This is a genomic window from Yersinia nurmii (genome assembly GCF_001112925.1).
Lineage (GTDB): Bacteria > Pseudomonadota > Gammaproteobacteria > Enterobacterales > Enterobacteriaceae > Yersinia > Yersinia nurmii.
Genome location: NZ_CPYD01000020.1, coordinates 1 through 19,720 on the forward strand (window position 1 = coordinate 1; position 19,720 = coordinate 19,720).

Sequence of the window (19,720 nt, forward strand, 5' to 3'; positions counted from 1 at the left end):
GGCAGTGATAACGTCGCTAAAGTCCTGTCCATGCTGAAACCTGAATCGTTTTACACCCGCCCGCACCAAGTTATTTTTTCTGAAATTAAAGACTTGGTTAGCAGGCAGATCCCTATTGACCTTCTGACGCTATTCAACCAGATGGAGAACAAGGGTATTAGTGGCACTGTAGGCGGCTTTGCTTACATGGCCGAGCTATCGAAGAACACCCCTAGCGCGGCGAATATCGTGCATTACGCGATGGAAGTACGCGATAAGGCGATCACCCGTTACAGCATTTCCAAAACCAATGCGATGACCGAGTTGCTTTATGCCAACAACGGCATGACGGCGACCCAAAAGCTTGAGGCGATACAGGCGCTATCTACCGAGATCACAGATCACGCTAAGACAGGTAACCGCAGAGGACTGCGAACATTCGAAAGTGTGTTCTCAGATTGGGTTGATGTTGTCGAACAACGACTTTCCGGTGACCCGCGCGCTGTTGGGTTAACCAGTGGGATCGCATCACTGGACGCCATGCTGGAGCCTAAGCGAATTGTTAAAGGTTCGCTGTTCGTGGTTGGTGCCCGCCCAAAAATGGGTAAGACAACGCTCTATTCAAGCATGGCAATCAACTGCGCGCTGAATGAGAACCTTCCAGCGCTGGCGTTTAGTCTTGAAATGCCTGATGTGCAGCTTGGCGAAGGAATGATTTCCCAAGCCTCTGGAGTATCCAGCAGTAATTTTTATCTTGATGGGTACGACGATAACCGCTTTGCGTTGGCATCCGCGAAAGGGTTAGAGCTGGCGAGAAGTGGCAATCTGTACATCGACGATACGCCGGGACTTTCACTGTCTCACATCGTTTCTGAGTGCCGCCGCATCAAGCGCGAACGTGGTGTTGTAGGCATGGTATTAGTTGACTACCTCACACTGATGTCAGCCGAAAAAGCAGACCGTAATGATCTGGCTTACGGGATGATCACCAAGGGGCTAAAGAACCTCGCCAAAGAACTTGATTGCGTTGTCGTTCTGCTGACTCAGCTAAACCGTGATTTAGAGAAGCGCGTCAATAAGCGGCCTCAACCAAGCGACTCCCGCGACACAGGACAGATTGAGCAAGACTGTGATTACTGGCTGGGAATATACCGCGAAGGTGCTTACGACGAAAACGCCAATCAGCAGGACACCGAATTACTACTCCGGCTTAACCGGCACGGCAGCGGCGGGGTGGTATTCGTCGAGCAACGTCATGGCGCAATCTATGACTGCAACCAGGATCAGGCTAAAGCAAAGGCGGCTGAATCTGAGCGTCGGTCAACTAAAAAACAAGGTGGTTTCTGATGGAACTGACACACGAAGATGAATTAACCATTGAGCAATATATTCGCCTTGCTCACAACGGCTACACCGGCCCGGTATTTATCTGGCTTGACCGGCTGAAGGAGCTTTACATGAAACGCGCACAACTGATTGCCTGGACTGCTATCACCTGCGCCAGATACGAATCGAAGAGGACAGAATGATGGACATAACTAAATCGCGTGAAGAGTTTGAAGCTTGGCACCGGGATAAATACAAAACAAAATTTAGTTCAGGGCAGCCAACCAGAGACATGCACAACGGTAAATATGCAGATTGCTATACGGTGCCAGCAGAGCAAGAACGCTGGGAACTATGGCAAGCCAGCCGTGAAATAATTGTGGTGGAGTTGCCATCACCTCTACCTGATGAAGGGTATTCTGACATCGCGATGCATAATTTTTGTCGAAATGATTCTGTTAAACAATGCGCCAACGCCATCCGAACTGCCGGCATTCGAATCAAGGGAGAGAGTGAATGAGTACCGAGCTGGTAAAAATTTACGCCAAGTGGGAAATCCAATTGCATGTAACGTGCCCTAAGTGTCAGGAGCGATTTGACATGATGGATGATGATGACTTTCGCTGTGATGCTAGTTTAGAGCCACTAGAGAGCGACACTAATGCAACTCGCGACGTTGACGTTATATGCCCCGACTGTGAGCACGAATTCACTGTTGATTTCTACTATTGAGGTAACCGAATGAAAGAATTACGGGAGTGGTAAAGCCATGGGCAGAACAATCGAACAACTAATTACCGATCTTAAAGTTGCAGCTCAAGAAGAAATCATGTTCCGCGAGTCTGGTGACACCTCAGACCTTTGGCAAGATTATGCGACGCCTGAGAATGTGCTGTTGCTGATAGCTAAGCAGAGCGAGTGGGGAGCGCAGGTTGTTGAAGCCGCCAGAAAATGGGTGAAATGTAAAGGCCGCTATCATTCTGAAATCAATGCCAAGGCGTTAATAGAGCTTTTTGAGCGGGAGCCAAAACCATGAAAGAATTAGATAGTTTCACTGTGGAACGACTGGAAGAGTTAGCAAGAGCAAAAATGATTTCAGGCCATGACATTGCAGACATCCGCGCCCTAGCCCGAATAGCGCTATCAGCGAAGCAGGCCGAGCCGGTTGCTTATGGAACTTTACAAAAAGAGTTTTGTGATGAAGAGCGGTCTCTATTTACAGACAAGGATAGCGCGTCAAAATATAGCGAAAGTTGCTACGACCTAACCCCACTCTACACCGCCCCACAGTTGAACTCTCCGGAGATACCGGAAGGTTGGATTAAGTGCAGTGACCGGATGCCTGAAAGCAAAGTAGGTGTTCTTGTAGCTAGTGAGCCTGATGGAAAAGGTAGTCGTGGAATGAAATGGGCAACTTACATACCGGGGCATCCAGATGCAAGAGGAGGTTGGCTTATACCTGGCGCATCATGGGAGCCTACCCACTGGATGCCACTGCCCGCCGCACCGGAGAAGGAAAATGGATAAAAAGGTCTTCGTATTATGCGGTGATCAATACAAGCGAAATGCCCTCCAGTTTATAAGCCAACTCCCTGTTAATCCTGACAAGCCAATCCTGATAACAATCCAAGAGCGAACCCGCACATTAGACCAGAATGCCAAACTCTGGGCTACTTTGGGCGATATCGCTATACAGGTTGAATGGCACGGACAGAAACTTAGCAGTGAGGACTGGAAGCACATATTCACCGCGTCATTGAAAGGCCAGCGTACCGCGCCAGGGCTTGAGGGCGGCCTTGTGGTGCTGGGGCAGTCAACCAGCCGCATGACGGTTGGCGAGCTGCGCGACCTGATAGAACTGATGAATGCTTTTGGCGCTACGCACGGCGTTAAGTTCAGCGATGAGTCACGGCTTGCTATCGAGTGGGCTAACCGGTGGGGAAATACGCCATGCGACAAAGGCAAAGCAGCATAGTTTTCGCCATAGACAATCTTATCTTCCGCAAGACCTCCCGAACCAAACCTAAACCCCCAATCCCCGCCAGCCAGATGCCGACCTATGACCCGGTACCGGTATTGCTGCGCGCAAAATTCGACAGAGTAAGGAGAACGCGATGAGTGAACAGCCATTAACTCACGATGAGCTATGCCTGATAGCTGAAAAGTTTCTCAGGAACAACGGATTCAAAGTTGCATTCCATGATCGCTTTGTTGCTGCTGTTTCTACTGGGGAGCAGCCAGACGCGATAGGCTTCCGAAATCTGGCGTCATGTCTGATTGAAGCTAAGTGCTCACGCTCTGACTTTTTGGCAGACAAGAAAAAACGATTCCGAATTGATCCAGAACTAGGCATGGGTGACTGGCGATTCTTTATTTGCGAGCCGGGAATTATCTGCACTGATGATGTGCCGTCAGGATGGGGGTTACTGCATGTAAAGAATGGTCGAGTGTACAAGGTGCACGGCTGGCCCGGTAATGCTCTGTGGTGCTCTAAAGCATCGAAGCCATTCAAGGCGAATAAACAGGCTGAATGCGATTACATGTATAGCGCCCTGAGAAGAATGCAAATCAGAGGTCACTTATCTGAAGTTTACGATGGATTGCCAAAGCCGGAGGTTAGCCATGTCTGAACTCCCCCAATCAATATGTATCTTCTGCTTCCTGATGCTTAACAAGGGTGAAACATACGCTCATCAGAAATGCGTTGATAAAGCAGCGAAGGAGAAAAAAGAATGAGCAGCTTTAGAGATTTAGTTAAGAAATTACAGGATGACTCCCGCACTACCGTTGATTTAATTTCCTTCAAAAAAGACAGAGACAAGCAAGCATCAGAAAGTCGGTATTTCGTTAGACATTCAGCAAAAACAATTTTAGAGCAAGAAATGGTTATTTACGGCAACACCTTCGGCTACAAAGCTGAAGCGGTAATTACCGAATTCCCTTACATGGAGACTGAGAAGGCGGCAGCGCTAAAACTGGCTGACTGGCTAAAGAGATTGGCACTGGCAATTGAGGGCCACTATAGCGAACCAGAGGAGGCCGGGAATGATAGCCAAGCTCCCGAAGCATCGAAATTGTAAGGTATGCAACGAGAGATTTAAGCCAGCCGCGATATACGAGTGGTGGTGTAGTGAGGAACACAAAGATGAGCACATAAAGCAGTTAGCATTAAAAGCCCGTAAAAATCGATTACAGAAGGAGGATAAGCAGAAACAAAAAGATGTCCAAGCCGAAAGGCGCAGCCTCAAAATCCGCAAGTTAGCACTCAAGCCAGACAATCACTTCAAAAGCTTAGCCCAGCAAGCATTCAACGAATACATCCGAACCCGCGATTATGACCAGCCATGCATTAGTTGTGGCGAAACAAACCCGCCAAATTTACACGGTGGTCGCTGGGATTGTGGACATTTTAAAACCGTCGGCGGTTTTCCTGAGTTGCGATTTGTTGAGGCTAACGCCTATCGCCAGTGCAAATCATGTAATGCCGGTTCAGCCAAATACGGCGCTAAAGCTGAGACTGTTGGGCGGCAATACAGGGCTAATCTGATTGGCTTGTTTGGGCAGGAGTTAGTTGACTGGCTAGATGGCCCCCATGAAATGACGAACTACCGGCGTGATGACTATATCCGCATCCGTAATGTGTACAAAGCCAAGACCAAAGCCCTTAAAAAACTTCAGGAGGCAGCCTAAATGTTTACTGATATCAACTCAGCGATAGATGAAGCCAGATTCATGAAGGCGACTACGGGCCATTGCCACGCAGTCATTCAGCGCCCTGGTGGGATCATGCATGTTAGAAGGGGGTGGGGTAAAGGAATGCAGGCGCTCTACACAACGAAGCAAGACAGATTCGGCATGGTTAATACTGATGAGCAGAGGGCAGCATGAGACTGGAATCAATAACGAAACACTTCTTCGCTAAATCCACAATGATTAGCGACTCTCCACGGGCAACAGCTTCTGATTCACTTACCGGCACCGATATCATGGCAGCTTTAGGGTTGGCAGACCTTAAAAGCGGCTTCGGGCTGGAATTGTTCTTGGCAAAGCAGGGGATCAGTAATCCGCATCGCGCCGTGGAAAGTCTCACTCAATATGCGCTGAAAGAATCCGTTAAGTACAAGGTAATCTCTAAGCTCGATGAGGATATTAAACAAAGCGTCGTGCAAACACTCGCAAGATATGCGTTTGCAGATTATGCGCGGAGTGCGGCAAGCGTTCGTGAATGTGAGTGTTGCAAGGGGGAGGGGTTTACTGAGTCTGAGGTGTTCACGACTAAAACGTCAATGCCACTATTCAACAGGGAGATCGTTAAAGGCTCCATTAGCTTTGGAATTGAGGGATTCCGGCCTTCTGAGTATGAAGTCCATAGGGATCTGCGTGAAAAAGTAAAATTGCTATGTAAACCGTGCGGTGGAAAAGGCGTGGTTTCCAACTCATGCCGGTGTAATGGGAAAGGCACTGTGGTGGACAAAGAGAAATCAGAACAACAGGGGATACCGGTTTATAAGAACTGTGGGAAATGTTCAGGCCGTGGATATTCGCGGCTTAAGTTTTCTGACGTCTACGAGGCTATTAGAGAGCACCTTCCTGAACTGGCATCCAGCACATGCTACGAGAGTTTTAAGCCGCTCTATGAGCTGCTGGTAACGAAATGCCTAATGGAAGAGGGCGTGGCTGATTTAATGCTTGCAAAAGTAACCCGATAGAACACGATAGGAGCATGATTGCCACGGATGGCGACATTATAAAAACAAAGTCTTGCATTTACCGGAAAAATGGACTAGATTCATCTCTAACGGTGGTAATTGCATCCGTTGAGTTGGTAAATAAGAATTAGAAGCCTCGGTTACCGCCGGGGCTTTTTGCATTTCTACATTCGCATGGGTACTGGATTGGTTAATCCAATCGTTGTGAAACAGTATCCAGCCGAATGTGGTGAAGAGAGCAATTAAAGATTGTATATTGCGACATATTGTTGCATTCTATCTGTGCGCTATCGCAAGCGTATGTGATTCTCCTCACATGAAATACAAAATCCGAAGAGGCACACGCAATGGCTACCAGTATTCGTTTAGACGACGACTTTGTTAGCGACGTAAAGGTTCATGCTGATGCTGCAAGTCGCAGTGTTCCAAAGCAGATTGAGCATTGGGCAAAGATAGGGCGTATAGCCGAAGATAACCCTGACTTGCCTTACAGTTTTATTCTTGAATCTCTACTGGCGCAAAGCGAGGTCGATAACCACAAGGTTACGCGCTATGTCAGAAGAACAGCACGGAAGTGAGATTGACGTTTATGAAACCCGTCGATTCTCAAAGGCATTAGCAAAGCTACCAGAGGCTCACTTGGCGGTGGTGGAAGATGAAATCGAAAAGATTATCAAAAACCCCATCATAGGTGAGCAGAAAAAGGGGGATCTCAGCTATCTCCGCGTCCATAAGTTTCAGCTTAATAACCAGCTTACTTTGCTTGGATATAGCTGGATAGAAGATAAAATCGAACTTTACTTATTAAGTTTAGGTTCGCACGAAAACTTCTATCAGGAACAAAAGCAGCAACGCAAAGCCGATCTCAAGTTAATTAGCTAGTCGGCATAAAATTTTAAGGCTCACTTCGGTGGGCCTTTTTTATTTAGCTCGCCGCCAGTGCCAATCACCCTCAAAAACACAACGTGCCTGAATGGGCCACGGCGGCGGGCTATTCCCTACACAACAGCAAGACACACATGCCCAGCCCGATCGGGAGGGGGAGACTATGCGAATGGATAAATATTCTAGCGGCTCATCCTACTGGCTTGGCGGGATAACCGCAGCTTTCGGTGCGCTGTCATTAAACGAGTGGGCAATCATCATTGGTATTGTCTGCACTATCGGAACCTTTGGCGTGAACTGGCACTACAAACGCAAGGAGTTCCAGTTGCGGGAGAAATCCAATGTCTCCAGCTCTTCGTAAGAAATTATTGGCTGCATCCGCCGGTGGTGCTATGGCACTTGCTGTTGCTCTGGTTGGTGGGCATGACGGACTGGAAGGGCGCGAGTATGTTCCTTACCGTGATGTGGTTGGAGTCCTCACGGTTTGTGATGGACACACTGGCAGCGACATCATCCCCGGCAAGCGATACACCGACAAAGAATGCGATGACCTACTGAAGAAGGACTTGGCTCCGGTATTCGCAGCTATCGATCGCACCGTAAAGGTTCCGATGTCCGATGCTCAAAAAGCTGCGCTGGCTTCATTCGGATACAACGTCGGCATAACGGCCATGACAAATTCTACAATGGTGAAGAAGCTTAATGCCGGCAATACGCAGGGCGCTTGTGATGAACTCCGGCGCTGGAATAAAGCCGGAGGGAAAGTCTGGAAGGGATTAATCAACCGCCGGGAAGTGGAGCGCGAACTGTGTCTAACAAACTAATCGCATTACTCACTGCTTCTCTTATCGCCTGCTTATTTGGCCTGATGTATTACCACGGGCAAGTAACCAGGCTACAGCGTGACGTCTCTGACATTACCCAGATAGCCAACAGCAGACAGTCAGCCATTGACTCGATGTTAATCCAGCGCCAGCAGGTTGCTGCTATCGACATCAAATACACCAAGGAGCTGGCAGATGCCAAATCTGAGAACGAGCGCCTTCGTGCTGACCTCGCTACTGGCGCTAAGCGGTTGCAGCTCAACGCCAGCTGTAAGCGATTGCCCGAAGCCGCAACCACCCCCAGCAGCGCTGATGATGCCAGTCCCCGATATGATGCAGAATTTGAACGCAATTATCTCAGTCTCAGAGAGCGTATCGGTATTGCCACAACCCAAATAAACGGCTTACAGGACTACATCACTAACGTGTGCCTAGCTAAGTAGAATTGTTCAACCCCGCAAGGAGTGTGGTCCAAATCTTAATGGCTGTAATGACAGCAAGCGGTGTAGCAACGTAGAGATACATGGCGAAGACTGCGAACCAGAAAATTAAGCTCGACTTATGTCGGGCTTTTTTTATGCAGTAAATCCAGCGCACCGCAATGCGCACATAACCACGTCGAATCCAAACCCTTTGGAATGAGCCTTTGAGGAGTCAGTTAGAGCTGGCGAGCCTCGACGGGCTGATTTCCTATGCGGCAAAGGTTCATTTCAAAGTAAAGGTAAAACGCATGAAAGAAATGACAATCCTCCCTGAGTCTGACTTCACCAAAATGGTGACGACAGTACAAGGCAAGGTTTTTACCACAAGCCAGAAGATCGCAAACTACTTTGGTAAAAATCATAAGAACGTATTGAGAAAAATAAGACAAACAATCAGTGAGTGCCCTAGTGATTTTGCCCGGCTCAATTTTGAGCCTGCTGATTTCATTGATAAAAATGGTGAAGTGCAGCCAATGTTTAAACTATCAAAAGACGGATACATGCTTGTAGTGATGGGGTTCACTGGTAGCGCGGTAATGCTGATAAAGATTCGATACATCCAGGCATTTAACTGGATGGCGGAACAACTAAGCAGATGGCAGGAAGTCGGCGAGGAAGCTCAACACCGACACGCGCTAAAGGTTGCTAAGTCAGAAGTGAAAGCAAGAATCGGCAGCAATTTAATGAACTACCGCAAAAAAGAGAAAAAGCTTCTGGCGTTGGAGTATGAACAAATACTTTCGCTAACTCAGCCAAAGCTTCTCTTTGATTAATCCAGTGCACACTTTTGCGTTTGCTGGAAAATCAACAAGTTAAACGATTGAGAGCCACTTTCACAACGGCTCTCCATTAACTAAAAGCACTCATATATCAGATAGGCGATCCCGACCAAAGAGGCCAGCCCTGTAAAGGTTAGCCCCAATGCTAGGGTGGAGTAGCTCACTGTTGCAGCCATGTACCAACTTTTAAATTTAGCCCACATAGTCATCATCCTTTTTGTTTTGCAAAAGAATGACAGTCAAATCAGAGGGATGGAAATTGGTTGTACAGATCAATAATCGCCTATTGATCGTTTAAAACGATCGTTGAACAACGAGACGGAGCAACTCCGTCAAGTCGTAGCCAGGCTGCTATCTCGCGTTATTGCAGCCCACGGATTCAAATTTGAAGTAAGGAAATGATGGTGACCGATAAAACTGAGTTTGCTCGCATCGTTCCAGCAATAATTCAAGATAAGGCCAGCGATTGGCTGCTTGGGAAGCTTGATGAAGAACTTGATGCGTTAAGAGATTTGGGGGCCTCAGGGGTAGACATTACTCAAATTCTACCCGGATCCATCAGGGGGGCTAAGTTTAGAGCCGAACTTATTAGGGAAACCTTTATCACGCAGTATTCAGACGAGAAATAACCATGGCAAGCCTGACGCAGAAACAAGAAACATTCTGTCAGGCATACATCGAAACGGGTAATGCTTCTGAGGCATATCGGACGGCGTATGCTGCTGACAAGATGAAGCCTGAGAGCGTGAACCGTAAGGCCAAAGAACTTCTGGATAACGGCAAGATTGCGGCAAGGATAGCTGAATTGCAGGGCGAGATTAAGCAGCGTCATAACGTCACCATAGATTCCCTGATTAAAGAGCTTGAAGAGGCTAGGCAGTCTGCATTAACAGCAGAAACCCCGCAATCATCAGCAGCCGTAGCCGCAACCATGGGCAAGGCTAAGTTGACTGGCTTGGATAAAGTAATTGTTGAGTTGCACGGCGGAATTAAAGTCGAGCACAAATCTATCAAGGACATTTTCGATGGCTAATCCACATTTCAGGCCATTCGCTGAGAGCGCACCCTATAAAATCGCTTACGGTGGACGTGGTAGTGGTAAGTCATATTTTTTCGCAGAGCTAGCTGTTGAAGTAGCGCGGCGCATAAATACCGTTATTCTCTGCACCCGCGAGTTTCAAGGGTCAATAAGCGACTCGGTTCATAAGTTGCTTTGCGAGACTATTGATCGCCTTGGTTATTCGTCTGAGTTCGAAATCCAGAAAAACACAATCGTGCATCTAGCCACCGGGGCAAGCTTTGTTTTTTCTGGTATCAAGAATAACGTAACAAAGATTAAATCCATCCAAGGCGTAGGCATATGCTGGGTGGAAGAAGCTGAAGCTGTAACGAAGGACTCATGGGATGTGTTGATCCCCTCGATTCGTGGCGACAAGCACTCTGAGATTTGGGTTAGCTTTAACCCGAAGAACATCCTGGACGACACGTATCAACGCTTCATCGTTCGACCACCTTCAGGCGCAATCGTTCTAAAGGCTAACTACAACAACAACCCACACTTTCACGACTCACCTCTTCCTGCGCAAATGGCAGAGTGCAAAGAGCGCGACTACGACCTCTATCTGCACATATGGGAAGGTGAACCGGTTGCAGACAGTGACATGGCAATTATTAAGCCGTCGTGGATCGCCGCTGCCGTAGATGCACACAAACTTATCGGATTCACACCTTCTGGACGTAAGCGCGTCGGCTTCGATGTCGCAGATGAAGGTGAGGACAGCAACGCCACCACACTGGCGCATGGCTCCGTTGTCATGGATTGCCAGCAATGGCACAAAGGCGACGTTATCACGTCTGCAGACCGCGTTAAGAACTACGCAGAAGAGATCAAAGCCAGTGAGATAGTTTACGACTCCATCGGTGTCGGCGCAGGCGTAAAGGCTCATTTGAAGCGAGTGTGCAGAATACCCACGACCGGTTTCAATGCTGGCGAATCAGTGTTCAAGCCCGATGCCAAATATGCTGACGGGAAGACTAATAAAGACATGTTCTCCAACATCAAGGCTCAGGCGTGGTGGGGAGTACGTGATCGCTTCTTCAATACTTGGCGCGTGGTCAAGCACCTCGAAGCCAACCCGACCGATAAAGAATTCATCAAACAATTTTCTGACGATCAACTCATCAGCCTCAGTTCCGGCATTAAACAGCTTGAATATCTCAAGGCTGAATTGTCCCGACCATGGGTTGACTACGACAATAACGGTCGAGTGAAAGTTGAGAGCAAAAAAGACATGAAGAAGCGCGGAATACCGTCACCAAATATGGCGGACTCGCTAATCATGGCATTTGCTCCAGCGCACAAACCATTCCACATTCCTGACGAGATACTGCAATGACAAGACGCAAGGCTGCACCAGTTGCACAACCTCCTAAGCGGGAAGTGGTGAAGATAACTCAGGCGCATCTTGATAGCGCTTCGGTTGCTAACGATGCGGCACCGATGGCAGAGTTCAAAACGTACGAGCCGCTGCCGGGTGTTATACCGAAAGAGAAAGAGCAATCCACCTTCGCAATGGATGCCACGCCATACGATGCTATCAACGCGATGTATGCTGGAACTGAGTATTCAGGCTTCCGTGGCTATCCGGCGCTGGCATCAATGTCTCAGCAGGTCGAATATTCGAACATGCACAACGTATTCGCTGACGAAATGACGCGTAACTGGATTGAGATTAAGAGTCGCAAGGAGGGTGACCACGACCCCGCTATCGACGAGATGGAGCGTGCGTTGGAGAAGTATGACGTCAAGCGCCTGATGCACGAAGCGGTGCGACAGGACTCAATGTTTGGCGTTGCGCACATCTTCATCGACACTGGCGCTATCGGCGAGGAACTTAGCAAGCCGCTATTCCTCGATTCTCGCAAGATTCCTAAAGGCTCACTGAAAGGCATTCGCACCGTTGACCCGACGTGGGTTTATCCGGCGCTGTATAACACCCGCTGGCCGCTTCGTGATGGTTTCTATAAGCCGCAGGCATGGTTCGTTATGGGGGATACGGTAGACGAGTCCCGCTTCATGGATATAGTCAGCCGCCCTGTTCCGGATATTCTTAAGCCATCGTATAACTTCGGCGGACTGTCGCTCACGCAGTTGATGGAGGATTATGTTACCGACTGGCGAGACGCCAAGAAGAACGTTATCAAGATTCTTCGCACGCTGCGTATGCGGGCGCTTCAAACTGATATGGATGCACGTCTTCAGGAACCCGGTCAATTCGATAAGCGAATCAAGTTGTTCACTCAGTACCAGGATAACTTCGGTATATGGGCTATCGATAAAGAAGAGAATTTGTTGCACATGCAGACATCTCTCAGTGAACTTTCAAGCCTCCTGTCGAACTATCAGGACCAACTCTGTATGCCAGCGCGTATCACCAACCTCAAGCTACTGGGTAACGCACCCGCTGGACTGAACGCTTCTGGTGATTCCGAGCTGGCAACGTGGCACGAAACGGTGTCCGGGTATCAGGATGGTGAGATGCGCCGACCGCTGGAGAACATCTTCAAGATCATCCAGTTGTCAGAATTCGGCGCTATCAATGACAACATCTACTTTGAGTTCCGACCTCTGGACGAAATCAGCGAGAAAGAACGCGCTGAAATCGCCAAACTGCGCGTTGAAACCGTGGCAGTGGCAGCGGATAGCCAGTTGGTTAGCTCTGAAGAAGCACGTGAAGCACTGAAAGGCATTGAAAACGCCGGTTTCGAAACTCTGGATGGTGACTATGAGCCGGAAGCAAACGAAGAGACTGAGGCCGGTCAACTATAACGCCGGTAATATCAAGTGGTATCAGCGGGAGTTGCTGGCTGAAATCCGCGAGATGAATGATGACGTTAAGCGGAAAGTGTTGAAGATTATCCGCGATAACCCTCTGGCAGAAGATACCGCTCTGGCTATGGATGCCAACCCGGTGCAACTGGTCAAGCGTGCTCTCGATGCGCTGGCAAGGAAGTGGGTGGATCGATTCATCAACAAGGCATTTCCGATATCTGATGACCTAGTGAAGAAAACAGAGTCAGCGGTTGATCGGGGATTGCTAGCATCAGCCCGTAAAGAATCGCTAACAATCAACATGCAGTGGGCTCCGGCGATGACCGAAAAGGTTGATGCCATTATTGCCGAAAACGTGTCGCTGATTCGCTCAATCCCGGAGAAATACTTCACCGAAGTAGAGGGTATGGTGTATCGGGCAGTAGCGCGAGGTGGTGACCGTAAGGGATTAGCTGATGAGATTGAGGCTAATTTCGGCAAGCGACATGGTATTACCCGGCGCAGGGCAGAGTTTATTGCCCGCGACCAAACACGCAAGGCTACCAGCGCCCTGTCATCAGCAAGGCAACAAGCGGCAGGAATAGTTGAGGGTGAATGGGTTCACAGTGGCGGCGGACATGCACCTCGAAAGAGTCACGTTAAAGCCGGCAAAGAGCGCAAGCGGTTCAAGCTATCCGAAGGCTGCCTGATTGATGGTGAGTACATCATGCCTGGTCAACTCCCGAACTGCGGGTGCGTTTGGAAACCGGTATTGCCATTCTGATTTAACCAACAACACAAGGTCACTTAGGTGGCCTTTTTTATTGCCTGAAGAAAGGTAAAAGTATGAAAGACGTGAAGTTTGCCTTTGACCGGGAAAGTGTTCGCACTTACGACGCTGACGGGATGATGCATGTTGCGCTAACGCCAATCAGCAAGGCCAATGTGTGCGTGTACTACGGGAAGGAGATTCCTGACACAGAGGCGCTAGGTCTTGACCCAAATAAAGCTTACCGCCTGCTGCGCGACCCAGAAGAGCTACGCAAGGCCGCACCGACATTCAACAACAAGCCAGTGCTTAATAAGCACCTGCCATTCACCGTCGTCAACCCACCGAAAGAGTCAATTGTCGGCTCAACCGGTACCGACGCCAAATTTGACCCGCCATATCTCTACAACTCTATGGGGATTCACGACCTCGATTCCATCATGGGCGTAGAGACTGAGAGACAGAAAGAGATTTCATCTTCCTACCGCTACCGGCTGGACCTTACTCCGGGCGTGTACGAGGGCGAGGCATACGATGGAGTTATGCGCGACATCGTTTGTAATCACGTGGCAATAGTGCCAAGTGGTCGGGCTGGCCCCGACGTGTTTGTTTATGACTCCAAACCAACAGGAAACATTCTAATGACACTGAAAGATAAGCTGATGGCAGCCATCAAGCCGTACCTGGCGAACGATGAGAAGCCTGAAGACGTAGAAAAGAAAGTGGATGCGGTTATCAAAGACGAGGCCACTCAGGCCGAGAAAGATAACGAGTCCGAAGCTGAGCGACTGAGACGCGAAGAACGCGAACTGAAAGAGCGTGAAGAGCGTGAAAACAAAGACCGCAAACGTGATCGCGCGGAAGACAGCGATGATGACGAAAAAGAGAAAGCAAAAAAGGCCGAAGACGAAGAGGCCGACAAAAAAGAGAAAGAGAAGATGGCAAACGACCACAAGCTGGCTATGGACTCTGCTATCAAAGCTGTAGAGGCCAGAGCTGCCGCTCTGCGTCAGGCTGAGCGTGATGTGCGTCCGGTAGTGGGTGATTTGGCGTGTGACAGCGCTGAAGACGTGTATCGCACCGCTCTGAAGCAAATGGGCTGTGATGACCACGCAACACTGCCAGAAGGTGCGCTGCGCTCTGTCTTTAATGCGCTGGCTAAAGCTCCTTCGCTGGCACAAGACTCCGCACCTCATCACCTGACAGGCGACACAAAATCCGAAGTACTGAAAATGATCCGTGGGGGTAAAGCATAATGGCATTTCAAGAAAACGTAGGTATTTATCGCGGCGTAGGCCAGGTTGGTCACCCTGCATCAACCTCACCGATTATCGCAGCCGCTGGTGGCCCGGGCGCGTTTAAAGCAACTGCCGCTGGCGTAACCATTGCGACCTTCGTGTTCCGCGATGCGACCGACCCGAAAATCGTTACCAACGTAGCGCCAGGTGCCGACTCAAAACCGGTTGGCTTTATCCAGAACTTGGCACAAGCAATCATCGGTTACGGCCAGAGCGCAAGCATGCTGATTCGTGGCGGCGTTGAAATTTCACCAAAAGTTGGCGGTGATTTTTGGGTTGAATCATCAACTGTGGCAACCGTTGGCCAGAAGGTGTTTGCAAGCATCACTACCGGCGCTATCGCTACTGGCGAAGCAGGCGCTACCGTTACCGGTTTCGTAGAAACAGACTGGTATGTATCTCAGGGCGCAGCAGTTGGCGATCTGGTAATTATTTCTTCCTGGAGCAAAGCGTAATGGCACAACCATCAATCAAAGACTTTATGCAGGTTGCCAGCGCGCAGGGTATCACCTTCCCGGCGTCGGTAACTCGCCTGGCTATGGACGCCGACCCGCAGCCATCGCTGGCACCTAACGGCGGTATTCCTGCCATCGTTTCAACTTTTATCGACCCGACCATTGTCGAAACGCTGTTCACTCCTAACAGAGCGGTAGCGATTCTCGGTCGAGAAGAGAAGCGCGGATCATGGGCGCAAGATAGCTTCATGATCCAGCGTATCGAAGAAACTGGCGACACTGTGGCGTATGACGACTACAGCAACCAGGGTGCTGTGCAGGTAACACCTTCCTGGGAACATCGTGACGTTTATCGCTACCAGACCATGGTGACGTATGGTGAGCTGGAGCAGGAACGCTATGGGCTGGCCATGCTGCCTTATGCGGCCAAGAAACAACGCGCCGCTGTGAATGTTTTAGATCAGGATCAGAACAAGTTCTACTTCTACGGTGTTGCCGGTCTGCGCAACTACGGTCTGCTGAATGACCCGGCTCTTCCTGCTCCAATCACTCCGATCACCGTCGGCGGTAATGTACTGTGGAGTGCAAAGCAGGTTGTTGATAAGTACAACGACATTCTGGCGTTGTACGGAGACTTGGTTGCTCGTACCAACGGTATTGTTGGCGACGGTGTAGACATGTCCTCTAATCTCGTGCTGGTCATGTCCAACAAGCTCAGCGTTAACCTGAAGTCTGCGAATGAAATCTTCGCTACCTCTCTGGAAGACATGCTGAAGAAAGCGTTCCCGAACATGCGCATCGAAACTGCACCTCAGTACAGCACTGCTGCTGGTGAACTAATTCAGATGTTTGTTGAGACTGCTCAGGGTCAGGAAGTTGGCTTCATGGCCTACAGCGAGAAGCTCCGCGCCCATCCGCTGGTAACCCGTGAGTCTTCCTACAGCCAGAAATACTCTGGCACCACTTACGGCGCGGTAATCACGCAGCCATTCTTATTCGCACAAATGCTGGGAGCATAAGAAATGGCTAAAGCATCAACTTATATCATCGGCTGCAAACTGCCATCCGGTCTGGTAATCAGCCATGGCGGCCAGAAAATGAAGCTGGCTGGCGTCAATGACTCCATGCTGATCAACGGATTCGGCATCACTCGTGAAGTGCCATCTGATTTGTGGGAGGGTTTTGCAAAGACCTTCGCAGATCAGCCATTAATCAAAAACGGCGTGGTGTTTGCGGTTACCGACGAGAAGTCAGCAGCAGATGCCTCGAAAGAGCTGTCAGGCCAGAAAACCGGCATGGAGCAGCTTGAACCGAAAAAACAGCAGACGAAGCCCGACAAAGAGGAGTAACCCATGGCAATCGTGGCACTTGATATCCCCAAGTTCCGCGCCATGTTCCCTGAGTTCTCTAATATAGCTGACGATCTCCTGCCATTCCTGTTCGACCAGGCCACTGATTACCTGAACAACACCGAATATTCACTTGTCATTGACGTCACAAAGCGAGAGCGCTTGCTCTATCTGCTTATGGCTCATTTGGCATACATGAGATTCGGGGATGACAAGGGTAACGGTGGCTCCGGCATGGTAGGTCGGTTGTCGTCGGCTTCGGAGGGTTCTGTCTCGGTCTCTTCGGAGGCTGGCGTGGTTGAATTCCGTTACATGTGGTACACGCAAAGCCCGTATGGAATGGATTACTGGCAGGCAACGAAGGTATACCGCATGGCTAACTACTATCCGGGGAGTTGATTATGGCCGGGAAGATATCTGATTTCCTGAACAACATTGAAAAGCAGCTTTCATCCAAACAGGTGAAGGCTGGATTTATTGATGGATCCACCTATCCAGACGGAACGAGCGTGGCAATGGTTGCGGCAATCGATGAGTATGGAAACCCAATCAATAACCAACCGCCTCGTCCATTTTTCCGTAACGCGATAAGTGAAAAGTCTGGTGATTGGGCCGAAACGGTATCCAGGGGGATTCGCGCGGGAATTGATACCACGCAAGTTCTTGAGGTCGTGGGCGCTCAAATAAAAGGAGACATACAGGAATCGATAGCTACCCTCATGGAGCCAAAACTTTCTGATGTAACTCTTCACATTCGTAAAACGAGAAAGGTGCTCCCTAACCAATCTGATAAGCCTTTGGTTGACACTAAAGAAATGATCGGAGATGTCAATTACGAGGTGGGAGAAATTGAACCTTCATCGGATAGTTAAACCTGCCATTAACCGCGTAAACCCATTTATTTCTGCACTTGTTCGCCAGTCTGATGGTTTCACTATGGGTGAGGGCCGGAAGCAGGTTCCAAAATACCTCCCTGATACACCAGTCACCATTCAGTTGCAGCCTCTATCTCCCGGCGACTTGAAGCATGTGGACGGACTAAACATATCTGGGTTGCTCAAGTCTATTCATGTTGATGGCAACTTTTACGGCGTGAACCGTGAAAAAGTGCTGGGCGGTGACCTGTTTATTATTGGCAGTGAAGAATGGCTTGTTGTTGAACCACTGGAGTTATGGCCGCAATGGTGCCGTCTTTTAGTCCAGTTGCAGGTGACGCCATGAATGATATGACCATTGATAACGTGATTGATGTGCTGGCTGACTTCGCAGAGCCATTCATTGGCAAGTGTGAACAAGCACAGGCTAACAGGGTTCCGATGGATAAGGGGCAGTTTTGCATTCTGACGCCATTGCGATTTAAGCGTCATTCAACCAACCGAGAAATCAAGAAAGATACTGGTTCGCCAACAACAAGTGCCATTGGCTTTACTGAGGTTAGGCAGGCTGATATTCAGGTTGATATCTACGGGGGCAATGCCGGGGATCGGGCTATCGCTTTGGAGACGCTATTCCGCACTGGCTATGCCTATGACGCAATCAAGTCCATAGACAGTAGGGTCGCCCCCCTATACAGCACCGAAGCAATTCAGGCACCGATGATCAATGCTGAAAATCAGTGGCAAGAGCGCTACATGCTGACCGTTTCACTTCAGGTTCACATCACAATCGACGTCAAGCAGGACTATTTCGACGCGGTTAACTTTTCTATCGAACAAGCTGATAAGGCGACTTCATGAGCAAAATTCCATTATCGCGTGATTTTAATATCACGCCATCCACTGTAAACGCAGCCGGTACCGCGCTCGATGTTTACGGACTACTGCTTTCCGATAACGAGTTACTGCCGGTTGGTAAAGTTACTGAGTTTACCAGTGCCGCAGATGTTGGCTCCGCTTTAGGGACTACCAGCAAAGAGTACCGGGCAGCTTCTCTTTATATGTCTGGGTACGATAATTCAACAGTTCGCCCAGGCGCGGTGTTGTTTGGTCGCTTGGTTAAATCTCCCGTCGCAGGCTGGTTGCTCTCCGGTAGCTTTAAAGGTGTCAAAATTGACGCACTGAAAACTGTTTCTGGAACGATTACTCTCACTGTAGACGGAGAGTCAGTTACCAGTTCGTCGATTAATCTGACATCAGTGACGAGCTTTACCGATGCTGCCGCCGCTATAGCAACTGCAATTGGTAGCGGAGTGACCGTGGACTGGCTGTCCATCCAAAGCAGATTCATTATCCGATCGGCTACCACAGGTGCTGATAGTGAAGTTTCGCTTGCAGATGATAGCGTGGCAGCCATAGCACTGAAGTTGACAGCCAATACGGCAGCCACGAATTCTCCAGGAGCGGCAGCAACAAGCATCACTGATACGATGGCGGCTATCGTCAACCAAAATCAAGACTGGGTCATGACATCATCCCTTATTGAATTTACTGATGATGAAAAGGAAGAGCTATGCGCATGGGTTAACGCCTCAAACAACCGTTACGCCTACTCTTTACATGACACATCCGCCGCGCCAACGGTCGCTAATAACGAAGCGTGCTTTGTACAGAGCGTGGTGGTGGCTAACGGATTTGAAAATGTATTCGCCGTGTATGGAACCTACCTATACGCAGTGCTGTCGCTAGCATACTCAGCTTCACTTAACTTCAGTCGCACCAACGGTCGAGTTTCGTACAAGTTCCGAGCTTTCGCCGGTATTGCGCCAAACGTAACTGACAACGCCACGGCAGCTGCGCTTGAGTCGAACGGATATAACTTCTACGGTGCATATGGGCAGAACAAGACCATGGCTAATTATGTCTCAAATGGCGCAATTACCGGCAAGTTTCTCTGGCTGGATAGCTTCATTAGCCAGGTATGGATTAATGCAAACCTAGTAGCGGCGTTTGCTAACCTGTTCACCAACAACTCATCGTATGCCTTTAACGCCTCCGGGTATTCCTCTGTTTCAGCCGCGGTAATTGATGTTGCTACAAATGCCATTAATTTCGGCGCAGTTCGACCAGGCGTTGTGCTTGATCAGGCGCAAATTAATATCGTCAATGATGCAGTGGG

The 19,720-nt window shown here is 49.3% G+C and carries 30 protein-coding genes; all 30 read left to right on the forward strand.

Features of this window, described 5'->3' with window-relative positions:
- The coding region (locus AD970_RS17825; RefSeq protein ID WP_049602212.1) for a DnaB-like helicase C-terminal domain-containing protein at positions 1 to 1,326 on the forward strand (1,326 nt) is incomplete at its 5' end.
- Positions 1,326 to 1,508 (forward strand): hypothetical protein, encoded by a 183-nt coding sequence (locus AD970_RS17830; RefSeq protein WP_049602214.1) that lies wholly within the window; start codon positions 1,326 to 1,328, stop codon positions 1,506 to 1,508. The genes AD970_RS17825 and AD970_RS17830, both read left to right, overlap by 1 nt.
- A complete protein-coding gene (locus tag AD970_RS17835) occupies positions 1,505 to 1,825 on the forward strand; it encodes a hypothetical protein (RefSeq protein ID WP_049602217.1) in 321 nt (106 codons plus the stop codon). Before AD970_RS17830 ends, AD970_RS17835 begins: the two co-directional genes overlap by 4 nt.
- A gap of 249 nt (positions 1,826 to 2,074) precedes the next feature.
- Complete coding sequence (locus tag AD970_RS19980) at positions 2,075 to 2,341, forward strand: hypothetical protein (RefSeq protein ID WP_049602223.1); 267 nt, start codon at positions 2,075 to 2,077, stop codon at positions 2,339 to 2,341.
- Positions 2,338 to 2,832, forward strand: coding sequence for a DUF551 domain-containing protein (locus AD970_RS17850; RefSeq protein WP_053215287.1), 495 nt, complete (start codon positions 2,338 to 2,340; stop codon positions 2,830 to 2,832). Before AD970_RS19980 ends, AD970_RS17850 begins: the two co-directional genes overlap by 4 nt.
- Positions 2,825 to 3,280: a recombination protein NinB gene (locus AD970_RS17855; protein ID WP_049602227.1), complete on the forward strand. Its 456-nt coding sequence runs from the start codon at positions 2,825 to 2,827 to the stop codon at positions 3,278 to 3,280. Before AD970_RS17850 ends, AD970_RS17855 begins: the two co-directional genes overlap by 8 nt.
- A gap of 139 nt (positions 3,281 to 3,419) precedes the next feature.
- The gene (locus tag AD970_RS17860; protein WP_049602229.1) at positions 3,420 to 3,935 is read left to right on the forward strand and encodes a hypothetical protein; all 516 of its coding nucleotides are present in this window, start codon (positions 3,420 to 3,422) and stop codon (positions 3,933 to 3,935) included.
- 102 nt (positions 3,936 to 4,037) lie between these two features.
- On the forward strand, positions 4,038 to 4,385 hold the full coding sequence (locus AD970_RS17865) for a hypothetical protein (RefSeq protein WP_049602230.1): 348 nt from the start codon (positions 4,038 to 4,040) through the stop codon (positions 4,383 to 4,385).
- Complete coding sequence (locus tag AD970_RS17870; protein ID WP_049602276.1) at positions 4,354 to 4,995, forward strand: recombination protein NinG; 642 nt, start codon at positions 4,354 to 4,356, stop codon at positions 4,993 to 4,995. Before AD970_RS17865 ends, AD970_RS17870 begins: the two co-directional genes overlap by 32 nt.
- 194 nt (positions 4,996 to 5,189) lie before the next feature.
- A complete protein-coding gene (locus tag AD970_RS17880) occupies positions 5,190 to 6,014 on the forward strand; it encodes an antitermination protein (protein ID WP_049602233.1) in 825 nt (274 codons plus the stop codon).
- Between the two features lie 347 nt (positions 6,015 to 6,361).
- Positions 6,362 to 6,592 carry a ParD-like family protein gene (locus AD970_RS17885; RefSeq protein WP_048901742.1) on the forward strand — a complete coding sequence of 77 codons (231 nt, stop codon included), beginning with the start codon at positions 6,362 to 6,364 and terminating at the stop codon, positions 6,590 to 6,592.
- Positions 6,567 to 6,896, forward strand: coding sequence for a type II toxin-antitoxin system RelE/ParE family toxin (locus AD970_RS17890; RefSeq protein ID WP_049602237.1), 330 nt, complete (start codon positions 6,567 to 6,569; stop codon positions 6,894 to 6,896). Before AD970_RS17885 ends, AD970_RS17890 begins: the two co-directional genes overlap by 26 nt.
- Before the next feature lie 166 nt (positions 6,897 to 7,062).
- Positions 7,063 to 7,260 (forward strand): phage holin family protein, encoded by a 198-nt coding sequence (locus tag AD970_RS17895; protein WP_049602281.1) that lies wholly within the window; start codon positions 7,063 to 7,065, stop codon positions 7,258 to 7,260.
- On the forward strand, positions 7,241 to 7,723 hold the full coding sequence (locus AD970_RS17900; protein WP_049602239.1) for a lysozyme: 483 nt from the start codon (positions 7,241 to 7,243) through the stop codon (positions 7,721 to 7,723). Before AD970_RS17895 ends, AD970_RS17900 begins: the two co-directional genes overlap by 20 nt.
- Entirely contained in the window at positions 7,708 to 8,166 is a 459-nt protein-coding gene (locus tag AD970_RS17905; RefSeq protein WP_235786968.1) for a lysis protein, read from the forward strand. Before AD970_RS17900 ends, AD970_RS17905 begins: the two co-directional genes overlap by 16 nt.
- Positions 8,167 to 8,453: 287 nt before the next feature.
- Entirely contained in the window at positions 8,454 to 8,978 is a 525-nt protein-coding gene (locus AD970_RS17910) for a Rha family transcriptional regulator (protein ID WP_049602287.1), read from the forward strand.
- 404 nt (positions 8,979 to 9,382) lie between these two features.
- Entirely contained in the window at positions 9,383 to 9,613 is a 231-nt protein-coding gene (locus AD970_RS17915; protein ID WP_157045592.1) for a hypothetical protein, read from the forward strand.
- 2 nt (positions 9,614 to 9,615) lie between these two features.
- Entirely contained in the window at positions 9,616 to 10,017 is a 402-nt protein-coding gene (locus AD970_RS17920; RefSeq protein WP_049602244.1) for a terminase small subunit, read from the forward strand.
- Complete coding sequence (locus AD970_RS17925; protein ID WP_049602246.1) at positions 10,010 to 11,380, forward strand: PBSX family phage terminase large subunit; 1,371 nt, start codon at positions 10,010 to 10,012, stop codon at positions 11,378 to 11,380. Before AD970_RS17920 ends, AD970_RS17925 begins: the two co-directional genes overlap by 8 nt.
- Positions 11,381 to 11,589: 209 nt before the next feature.
- A complete protein-coding gene (locus tag AD970_RS17930) occupies positions 11,590 to 12,813 on the forward strand; it encodes a phage portal protein (protein ID WP_235786969.1) in 1,224 nt (407 codons plus the stop codon).
- A complete protein-coding gene (locus tag AD970_RS17935; protein WP_235786970.1) occupies positions 12,770 to 13,579 on the forward strand; it encodes a phage head morphogenesis protein in 810 nt (269 codons plus the stop codon). The genes AD970_RS17930 and AD970_RS17935 overlap by 44 nt, the downstream gene beginning before the upstream one ends.
- A gap of 62 nt (positions 13,580 to 13,641) precedes the next feature.
- Complete coding sequence (locus AD970_RS17940; protein WP_049602254.1) at positions 13,642 to 14,820, forward strand: DUF2213 domain-containing protein; 1,179 nt, start codon at positions 13,642 to 13,644, stop codon at positions 14,818 to 14,820.
- A complete protein-coding gene (locus AD970_RS17945; RefSeq protein ID WP_049602256.1) occupies positions 14,820 to 15,317 on the forward strand; it encodes a structural cement protein Gp24 in 498 nt (165 codons plus the stop codon). The genes AD970_RS17940 and AD970_RS17945 overlap by 1 nt, the downstream gene beginning before the upstream one ends.
- The gene (locus tag AD970_RS17950; protein WP_049602259.1) at positions 15,317 to 16,336 is read left to right on the forward strand and encodes a hypothetical protein; all 1,020 of its coding nucleotides are present in this window, start codon (positions 15,317 to 15,319) and stop codon (positions 16,334 to 16,336) included. The genes AD970_RS17945 and AD970_RS17950 overlap by 1 nt, the downstream gene beginning before the upstream one ends.
- A gap of 3 nt (positions 16,337 to 16,339) precedes the next feature.
- A complete protein-coding gene (locus tag AD970_RS20270) occupies positions 16,340 to 16,666 on the forward strand; it encodes a hypothetical protein (RefSeq protein WP_072080700.1) in 327 nt (108 codons plus the stop codon).
- Positions 16,667 to 16,669: 3 nt separating this feature from the next.
- Positions 16,670 to 17,065 carry a DUF4054 domain-containing protein gene (locus AD970_RS17960; RefSeq protein ID WP_049602263.1) on the forward strand — a complete coding sequence of 132 codons (396 nt, stop codon included), beginning with the start codon at positions 16,670 to 16,672 and terminating at the stop codon, positions 17,063 to 17,065.
- A 2-nt stretch (positions 17,066 to 17,067) separates the two neighbouring features.
- Entirely contained in the window at positions 17,068 to 17,538 is a 471-nt protein-coding gene (locus AD970_RS17965; RefSeq protein ID WP_049602267.1) for a hypothetical protein, read from the forward strand.
- Positions 17,516 to 17,887, forward strand: a complete 372-nt coding sequence (locus tag AD970_RS17970; protein WP_049602270.1) for a hypothetical protein — start codon at positions 17,516 to 17,518, stop codon at positions 17,885 to 17,887. Before AD970_RS17965 ends, AD970_RS17970 begins: the two co-directional genes overlap by 23 nt.
- Positions 17,884 to 18,402 (forward strand): phage neck terminator protein, encoded by a 519-nt coding sequence (locus AD970_RS20275; RefSeq protein ID WP_084728198.1) that lies wholly within the window; start codon positions 17,884 to 17,886, stop codon positions 18,400 to 18,402. Before AD970_RS17970 ends, AD970_RS20275 begins: the two co-directional genes overlap by 4 nt.
- Positions 18,399 to 19,720 (forward strand): DUF3383 family protein (locus AD970_RS17980; protein ID WP_049602273.1); only part of this gene is annotated, 1,322 nt, incomplete at its 3' end. The genes AD970_RS20275 and AD970_RS17980, both read left to right, overlap by 4 nt.